9 protein-coding genes are annotated in these 7,659 nt (G+C 57.2%); 1 reads left to right on the top strand and 8 read right to left on the bottom strand.

The features are described from left to right. Positions 1-386: 386 nt before the first annotated feature. The 7 genes from ppnP to aroL form a co-directional block, all read right to left on the bottom strand. Positions 387-677 carry a pyrimidine/purine nucleoside phosphorylase gene (gene ppnP, locus LC417_RS21920; protein WP_009091800.1) on the bottom strand — a complete coding sequence of 97 codons (291 nt, stop codon included), beginning with the start codon at positions 675-677 and terminating at the stop codon, positions 387-389. A 95-nt stretch (positions 678-772) separates the two neighbouring features. After that, positions 773-1,450, bottom strand: coding sequence for an AroM family protein (locus tag LC417_RS21915; RefSeq protein ID WP_064689911.1), 678 nt, complete (start codon positions 1,448-1,450; stop codon positions 773-775). A gap of 1 nt (position 1,451) precedes the next feature. Beyond that, a complete protein-coding gene (locus tag LC417_RS21910) occupies positions 1,452-2,384 on the bottom strand; it encodes a DUF1177 domain-containing protein (RefSeq protein ID WP_033766613.1) in 933 nt (310 codons plus the stop codon). Positions 2,385-2,395: 11 nt separating this feature from the next. Next, on the bottom strand, positions 2,396-3,955 hold the full coding sequence (locus LC417_RS21905) for an OPT/YSL family transporter (protein ID WP_223566355.1): 1,560 nt from the start codon (positions 3,953-3,955) through the stop codon (positions 2,396-2,398). A 288-nt stretch (positions 3,956-4,243) separates the two neighbouring features. Then, entirely contained in the window at positions 4,244-4,996 is a 753-nt protein-coding gene (locus tag LC417_RS21900; protein WP_223566354.1) for an IclR family transcriptional regulator, read from the bottom strand. 351 nt (positions 4,997-5,347) lie between these two features. Next, complete coding sequence (locus LC417_RS21895) at positions 5,348-5,539, bottom strand: YaiA family protein (protein ID WP_010255272.1); 192 nt, start codon at positions 5,537-5,539, stop codon at positions 5,348-5,350. Positions 5,540-5,650: 111 nt separating this feature from the next. Further along, positions 5,651-6,175, bottom strand: coding sequence for a shikimate kinase AroL (gene aroL / locus LC417_RS21890; protein WP_010255270.1), 525 nt, complete (start codon positions 6,173-6,175; stop codon positions 5,651-5,653). Between the two features lie 315 nt (positions 6,176-6,490). Between aroL and LC417_RS21885 the strand changes: the two genes are divergently transcribed. Beyond that, on the top strand, positions 6,491-7,207 hold the full coding sequence (locus tag LC417_RS21885; protein ID WP_010671175.1) for a DUF2076 domain-containing protein: 717 nt from the start codon (positions 6,491-6,493) through the stop codon (positions 7,205-7,207). Positions 7,208-7,209: 2 nt separating this feature from the next. Here the strand turns inward: LC417_RS21885 and LC417_RS21880 are convergent, their stop codons facing one another. Further along, positions 7,210-7,659, bottom strand: coding sequence for a YaiI/YqxD family protein (locus LC417_RS21880; protein WP_010255266.1), 450 nt, complete (start codon positions 7,657-7,659; stop codon positions 7,210-7,212).

Here is a 7,659-nt window from a genome sequence, read left to right as displayed (position 1 = left end):
ATTGCCTGCCCCTGCCCGCCACCGGCCTGCTCTGAAACTTCAGTGTGTATTGTTAAAAAGGGCACGAGAGTGGAGGCCTGAGCGCCTCTGCTGCTGAAAGGGCTATCCGCAGCGCTGAGGCGTGACGGTGGGCCAGAAGTCCACGCCGGGAAGCGTGGACAGTTCGGGGCCGGCCAGGGAGGGCCGATCCCCGAACGGTTCGTCGGCACAACGTCAAAGCCGAAGGAACCGCGTGAGCGGCGCGAGGACGGCCCGGCAGCAGCAGAGGTGCGCTGGCCCGCACTGCGGCACGCTCGCCCTGACAAAAAAGCTGCCACGTTTGACCGTGACAGCCTTTACAAATCTAATCTTAACTGACCAGCATTACCGCTAAGCGGCCATTTTTTTTAATCTTTCAGGTAACGGCAGAGATAGGAACTTGGCTCGCCAACCTGCAGATGAAATTCGCTGTGACCCGGCACGTTGAACACCGAACCCGCTTCAAACCATTTCCACTCGGTTTCACCTGGCAGTAATACCTTAAGCGAGCCGCTGACCACGGTCATCTCCTCCGGCTGGCCGGTACCGAATGTGTATTCGCCTTCAGCCATTACGCCCACGCTGGCACGTCCGGTGCTCGCACTGTCAAAACCGATAGACTTAACTTTTCCGTCAAAATACTCACTTACGTTGAGCATAATAGTTCTCCAGAGCACATGTTGTGTGTCTGGCAGTGTAGAAGGGAACCCGCTGATCTGTCACGCGAAATGATGGCCGTTTGTGATCTCTTCACTCAGGGAAGCAACTCCGCCGCCAGGCGCGCCACCAGCTGATTAGAGAGCAGAACCGGTACGCCCAGCCGCTGCTGTAACCCTATCCGATGCTGCTGGTGATAACCCATACAGTCGAGCACCACCAGCGCTGCGCCCTGCGCTTTCAGACGGTTTGCGGCATCGGCGAAGGTTGCCTGATCGCCCTGATAGGGACTGGCGACCGCAAAGCAGGGCTGCGCGGGCAGTTGCTGCCACTTACCAGCCTGCTCAACAATCTGCTCCTCAACCGGCACGACAATGCCGACCCGCTGCTGCTGCACCATGGCGCAGATGAGCGGTGGAATCAGGCGATCCGGCTCCAGCAGTAGCGCACGCTGGGTGCGGAGCCGGCTGAATTCACCGGTGCAGAGCAGCAGAATGGTCGCATAGCCCGCCTGTTCCAGCGCACTGATTTTGCGCTGCAATCCCTGCTCCACTTTCGAGGCCGCCAGCCGCACCTGTTCGCCACTCTGCAGCCGCGACACCAGAACCCGGTCGCCCGCTGCTGGCGCGAAGCGTGCGGCAATCTCTGCCGCGCTGAGTCCATCCAGTAAACCGGCGTGATCGGTCAGCGCATCCGGCAGATGCTGCCGCAGCAGCGGCAGAATATCGCTGCGCGGAGACTGGCCGATAGTCAGCGTTACCAGTGGTTTCGTCATCTTAGTGATTCCGGTGACGCAGATGCGCCAGGCTGCCATAGAGTGAAATTAGCCGCGCATACTCTTCGGCGTCGTAGAAGTGACAGGTTCCACGACCAAACTCCTTGGCCACCTCAATGGCAAACTTCGCCGCTGCCGCAATGTCCACTTCATGGCTGGCGCCGGTTCCGCAGCCCGGCACCACCGACTCGGCAGTGATCGCCACCCCCACCACCGGCACATCCGTGGCGGTAGAAGGTTGCAGAATGCTGTTGAGGTGATAAACCCCATTGCCGTAAGGCGTAATATCCTGCGTGGTGATGGGAAAGGTCACCGCCGGACGGCCGCTGGTCATCTCCATGATGCGCAGCAGATCCTCCGAAACCCGCAGGATGTAGCCCTCTTTCACCGTCGGCGACAGGGCAAAGCCTTTGTGGTTGATAATGCGGTTACCTTTGGTGGTGTCGATTGACAGAATCGCATCCACACCCGCCACCACTTCATTATCATTCATGGTGATATCGTCAATCGGCGAGTCCATGAAATCGACCGGCAGATGCGGCCGCGTTGGCGCATCCGGGCAGATATGAGTGGTAATGATGACATCGCCATCAAGCCTGTCGCCTTTGCTCTGCATCTGCGCCAGTTTAAGCGCGCTGGCAACGGCCGCGATCGCGCCATCCGCATCTGACACCATGCCGATACGACCAGGACGAGCGCCGATGCCACCAAGGCGACCAATAATCCCCAGCGTCGGTGCACTGCCGCCGCCTGATTTGCCCTGCGTCCCCGGAATATCAATGCGCACAAAATCGGTGCGGCCTTTGGGACCGGAGACACGGGTAAAGCGGGCATCAACATCAGGATACGCCGCGAAGAGATCCACCACCTGCTGTCCGTCAATGTGGGCGCTATCCAGTAACTCAAAAACCGCCAGGGTCTGCTGCAAACTCATGCTTTATCCTTTTATTTCTTGCTGCTGCTGGCAAACAGCGAATGAAAGAAGCTGTAGAGGGCATCACCGGCAATAAAGCCTGCCGCCATCACCTCCATAGGCGACCGGCCCCGCTCGCCCCAGATCCGGATGATTATGATGCGTAAGGCGATCCCCACCACCACTGCCCAGCCCGCCATGGCGTTATTAATTAATAAACCGGTGGCGAGCAGCACGCCCAGCTGGCGTTTCGGCCCGCCGATCAACTGGATAATGGCCCCCGGAATCGCCCACATCAGCAGATTACCGGCGATACCTGGCTCAGCACCCGCCTGAATGGTTTTGGCATACACCCACGCTACAGGCGGCAGCAGGTTATCAGCAAAGAAGAAGGTATGGGCGTACCAGACCAGCGGAATCGACACAACAAAGGCGATCATAGCTGCGATGAGCTGAATACGACGTCCCCAGAGCTCCTGCTGCAGATCGGCACCGTTGCCGCGCAGGATAAAGCCCGCCTTCAGGTCATAACCCATATCGGCGAACGCCGGACCGGTGGCGGCGGTAAAGCCGCAGAGCAGGCAGAGCGCCAGCGGTGGGAAGCCGATCAGAATGCCGATAATCAGCGTAATCAGCGCCACGGCAAAGGCCGGGAACCAGCCGGAGTGCATAGCGGCAATGCCGACAATCAGTTCATGGGCGAAAGCAGCAAACGCGGCATAAAGAACAAACAGCAGCAGCATCGCGATGCCCATCTCACTCCACAGGCCGCCCGCCAGCGCCAGCAGCGCGGAAATCACGATATAACCCACGCTGCCGAAACCCAGCGCCCGCTGCACCTCATTGCCATTACGGCTCACCACCAGCGCATCATTTTTGCGGCTGCGGATCACCATCACGACCTGAATCAGCGCCACCAGACCGGCACCGACCATCACGCCATGCGGAATATAGAGCGCATTAATATCAATACCGGCCACCGGCTGAGCATAGGCACGCAGCAGAAAACCGATGCCGAGCATCGACAGTGCCCAGATATTGCCGATAAACGCGGTGCCAAAGGCGGACATCGGGATCTTCAGCATGGCACCGACGACGCCACCCACAATGCCCAGCACCAGCAGCCACGCCTGGCGTCCGCCTTTATCTCCCGCTTTGATCGCTTCTGCTGCTGCAACGCCCGGTGGCCAGGCATTACTGGCCGGAAAGACGCGGGTATCAAACAGCCGATAGAGCAGCCAGGCATCCAGCAGCATCGCGGCGCTGACGCCACAGAACAGCGGCAGGACCAGTTGCGGTTCACCCAGCGCCCAGGGCACGGCAATCGGCATCAACAGACTGTTCGCCGCCCCAAAGGTGGCTGAAGAGATAGCGGTCTGCGCCAGGTTCTGGATTTCAATCGAACGATAACGGCGGAATGCCTGCAGCGGAATACGCGCCAGCAGCATGGCAAACAGCGCGCCGATAATAGAGGTGTTAGGCGTTACGCCAATGGTGGTAATCAGCTGAATGCCAATAATGGCACCCGCGATGGAGAGAAGAATTAAAACCAGTGCCACGCCAACGTGCTTAATCGGATTTACCCGTTCCATATGTCCCCGCCAGTCCTTGTCCAGAAGAAATGAAATAACGTCTACCCGCCCGCTGGCCGGTTTACGCCGGTTATCAGTTTCACTGCTCTGATGCGCACAGAGATTGCAACAGCCACTGCAGATGGTCGTCCCTCCGCATGCTGAACCGATACAGGAGGCAATGAGAGACGGACACAGGCAACCGGAGTGCTGCGTAAAGCGTGGCGATCAGATTGAAAGAAAAAGGCCCGAAGGCCTTTGTTTTCCCTGGTGTGGCGAAAGTACTACGCCGATAAAAACGGTGTGAAGTTACGCGCCATATTTTTCGGTCATCTCAGTGGCCGTTGCGCGTAATGCTTCAAGGAGCTCTGACGGGAAACCCGTTTCAGACTCCATAGACGGAAACGACAGGCAGAGTGCCACCGTTTCGCCATGATGTTTGTTATGAACAATAACTGACAGCGAACTGATGCCTGGCAGCGATTCATTTCGGGCCAGTGACCAGCCCTGCTGGCGGATCTCAGCCAGTCTGGCACAGAGTGCCTCAGGACTTTGCGGCGAGTTCGCTGATGCGACCTGCCATTGATCATAGAAGCGCGCCAGCACCTCTTCATCACTTAACTGCGCTAACAGCGCCCGGCCGGTCGAGGTCGCGGCAGCCGGCATCCGACTGCCCGGTGGCGTGACCATCTGCGTAAAGTGACGCCCATGAAACATACGCATCACTAATACTTCCCGCCCGTCGAGCTTCGACACGTAACCCATGCAGCCGGTCTTCGCAGCCAGCCTGACCATCGCCGCTGAAACGCTGTCAACCAGCGGTGCCGAAAGATAATGTCCGGCGGCAGCCAGCAATACGCGACCAATGTGATAACCGCGCGTATCCGCATTCCGCTCCAGCAGCCCCTGACTTTCCATGGTGGCCAGCAGACGCGAAACGGTGCTTTTTGGCAGGTTTAACGCCTCAACCACCTCACTGAATGAGAGACCAACATGCCCCTGCGTCACACCTTTGTGCTGAAACAATCGAAGTACGGCGGCAGCATTTTCAAGTGTGGTCATGTTACGTGTTCCACTATATGGAACTAAGTTCCTTTGTTGGTTTGATGAAAATAAAACGTGGCGCTGAATCGGTCAAGCGACAATTTGACTCACACAGAGATCGGCAGCAGAGAAAATAAGGGGATAAAAATGATTAGCGGGGCTTTATCTGGTGAGACAAGGAGAGTGCAGAACAGAAGCATACGCAGAGAGCATTCGACAGTAAATCTGCGTCAATTTCGCTTCTTAAATAACCTGATCGACTTCAGGGGGGGAGAAAAAAAGAGGCGTCGTTCAGGCACAGCGTCAGGCGGGTCAGTAATAAGCAGTTATCCGGTGTAACAGGCTGGCGTCCCTGCCAGCAGTGAAGCTTTACTCTTTTTCAACGTCTTCGTAGCGCGCTTTAGCGTCACGCGCTTCTTCTTCCGTTTCGTGCTCACTGATTAATGAATTCGGTTTGGGATGATCAGCACGCAATTCGTAAGAGGTTACTTTATTACCTTCAGTGCCCTTTTCAACAGGCACAACTTTCGCTTCACGTGGATACGGTGGTCTGGTCGGCATACTGTGTCCCTCTTGTCTGAATAACATTCCACAGGACAGGCCGCTGCCTGTCATAGGATAAGTATAGACAATGCCGTCTGAAGCGGGATCAAAGCGGGAAAAATCTGAGGGTTAGCTGGCGCGCGCCAGAGAGAGTGACAGCAGAATTTCCTCTACCACGCACTCAGGCGATTGCATCGCATTCACCTGATGATGGGCCGCAGCCTGATAGAGATGCGCACGTTCACGCAGCACATCACTCATCTCATCAGCAATCGGACGGCCGGTTAAGGTCGGACGCTGGGCCGCTTCAGGTTCGCTTTCCAGCCGCTCTGCCAGCACCTCGGGTGACGCGCTAAGCCAGATCACCTGGCCCTGCTCCTGCATAAAACGGCAGTTCTCTTCAGCCAGAATCATGCCGCCGCCGGTGGCAATGACGGTTCCGGGTGCCGTCACCGCTTTAAGCGATTCCGTTTCACGGGCGCGGAAACCTTCCCAGCCTTCCTCCGCCACAATCTCCGTCACGCTCCGCTGCGTGCTGAGTTGCAGATGGTGATCGGTATCCGTAAAGGCGTAGCCCAGCGCCCGCGACAACGCCTCGCCGACCGTGGTTTTGCCGCAACCGCGAGCGCCAATCAAAAAGATGGGTAGTGACATCAGGGCCGTTCCTCCGCCTGACCGCGCGATGCGGCTGCATGGTGAGCTTATTAATGCGACGCATAATAACTGGAAATTATTATGGCCTCTACCTGTCAGGCACGATTTACGCATTTTCGTCCCCTGAACAGCGACAATCTTTGTGTTTTCAAGGGGAAATGCATGCACGTTTTGTGCATCAGGGCCGTAACAGAGCGATAAAAACTCCGCAAAAGAGCGGCTAAAATGCGTCGGCAATATTTGCTTACTGCCCCGATTTTACTTTTCACGCTGGCGCCCACATATACTGGTAACAATCGCCACAGGAGAGTCATCATGCAACGCGAAGAACAACAACTGATTGAAGGGCTGTTCAGCCGTCTGAAACAGGCTGAAAGCCAGACCGTGGCACGCGATGCCGCTGCCGAACAACTGATTAACCAGCATCTGCAGGCGCAGCCGGGCGCGCCTTACTACATGGCACAGGCGATCCTGATTCAGGAAGCGGCGCTGAAAAAACTCAATGAGAAAGTATCGGCGCTGGAAAGCCAGCTGGCCCAGCAACAGCAGCAGCAACCTGCACAGAGCAGCGGCGGCTTTCTGTCCGGGCTGTTTGGCAGCGGTTCGCGTCAGCAGCCGCCTGTGCAGCAGCAACAGCAATCGTCACCGTGGAACAGTGCGCCACAGCAACCGGCTCAGCCGCAATATGCGCCTGCACAAGCGCCTGCACCACGCGGCACCGGTTTCCTCGGCGGCGCACTGCAGACAGCTGTGGGTGTGGCGGGCGGTGTGGTGATGGCCGATATGCTGACCAGCATGTTCCACCATTCACAGCCGGAAGAGATTGTGAATATCATCAATGAGCCACCCCTGCCCGATGTGAATGACAATCTCAACACCTTCAACGGTGGCGATGACAATGCCGATACCTTTAACGGCGGTAACGACAACGCCTTCCTCGACCAGAATACGGGCTGGGACAGCAATTATGCCGACAACAGCGATCTCAATGATTTTGGCGGCAACGATTACGACGACGACAGCTTCGTTTAACTTCAGCGTTTCTGCTGGGTGAGCCAGCTATCCAGCTCATTTGCAAACTGCTGGCGGTCACGCGGACTCATCGCCGCGGGGCCTCCGGTCTGCACGCCGCTTGACCGCAGGGTATCCATAAAATCCCGCATCGTCAGGCGTTCACGTATCGTCGCCGGTGAGTAACGCTCGCCGCGCGGATTCAGCGCCGCCGCACCCTTCTCAATCACCTCTGCTGCCAGCGGGATATCGGCGGTGATCACCAGATCGCCTGGCTGACAACGTCTGACGATCTCATTGTCCGCCACATCAAATCCGGCAGGCACCTGCAGGGTGCGCAGATACGGTGAGGGCGGCACACGCAGAAACTGGTTCGCCACAAAAGTGATGGTAGTTGCGGTGCGGTCGGCTGCGCGGTAGAGCACCTCTTTGATTACATTCGGACAGGCATCAGCATCGACCCAGATAAACAT

The organism is Pantoea sp. OVA07A, assembly GCF_019969975.1.
In the GTDB taxonomy this organism is placed as follows: Bacteria; Pseudomonadota; Gammaproteobacteria; order Enterobacterales; family Enterobacteriaceae; genus Pantoea; species Pantoea agglomerans.
The sequence above is the reverse complement of the archived record's forward strand: the minus strand, read 5'-3'. Positions and strand labels throughout refer to the sequence as shown.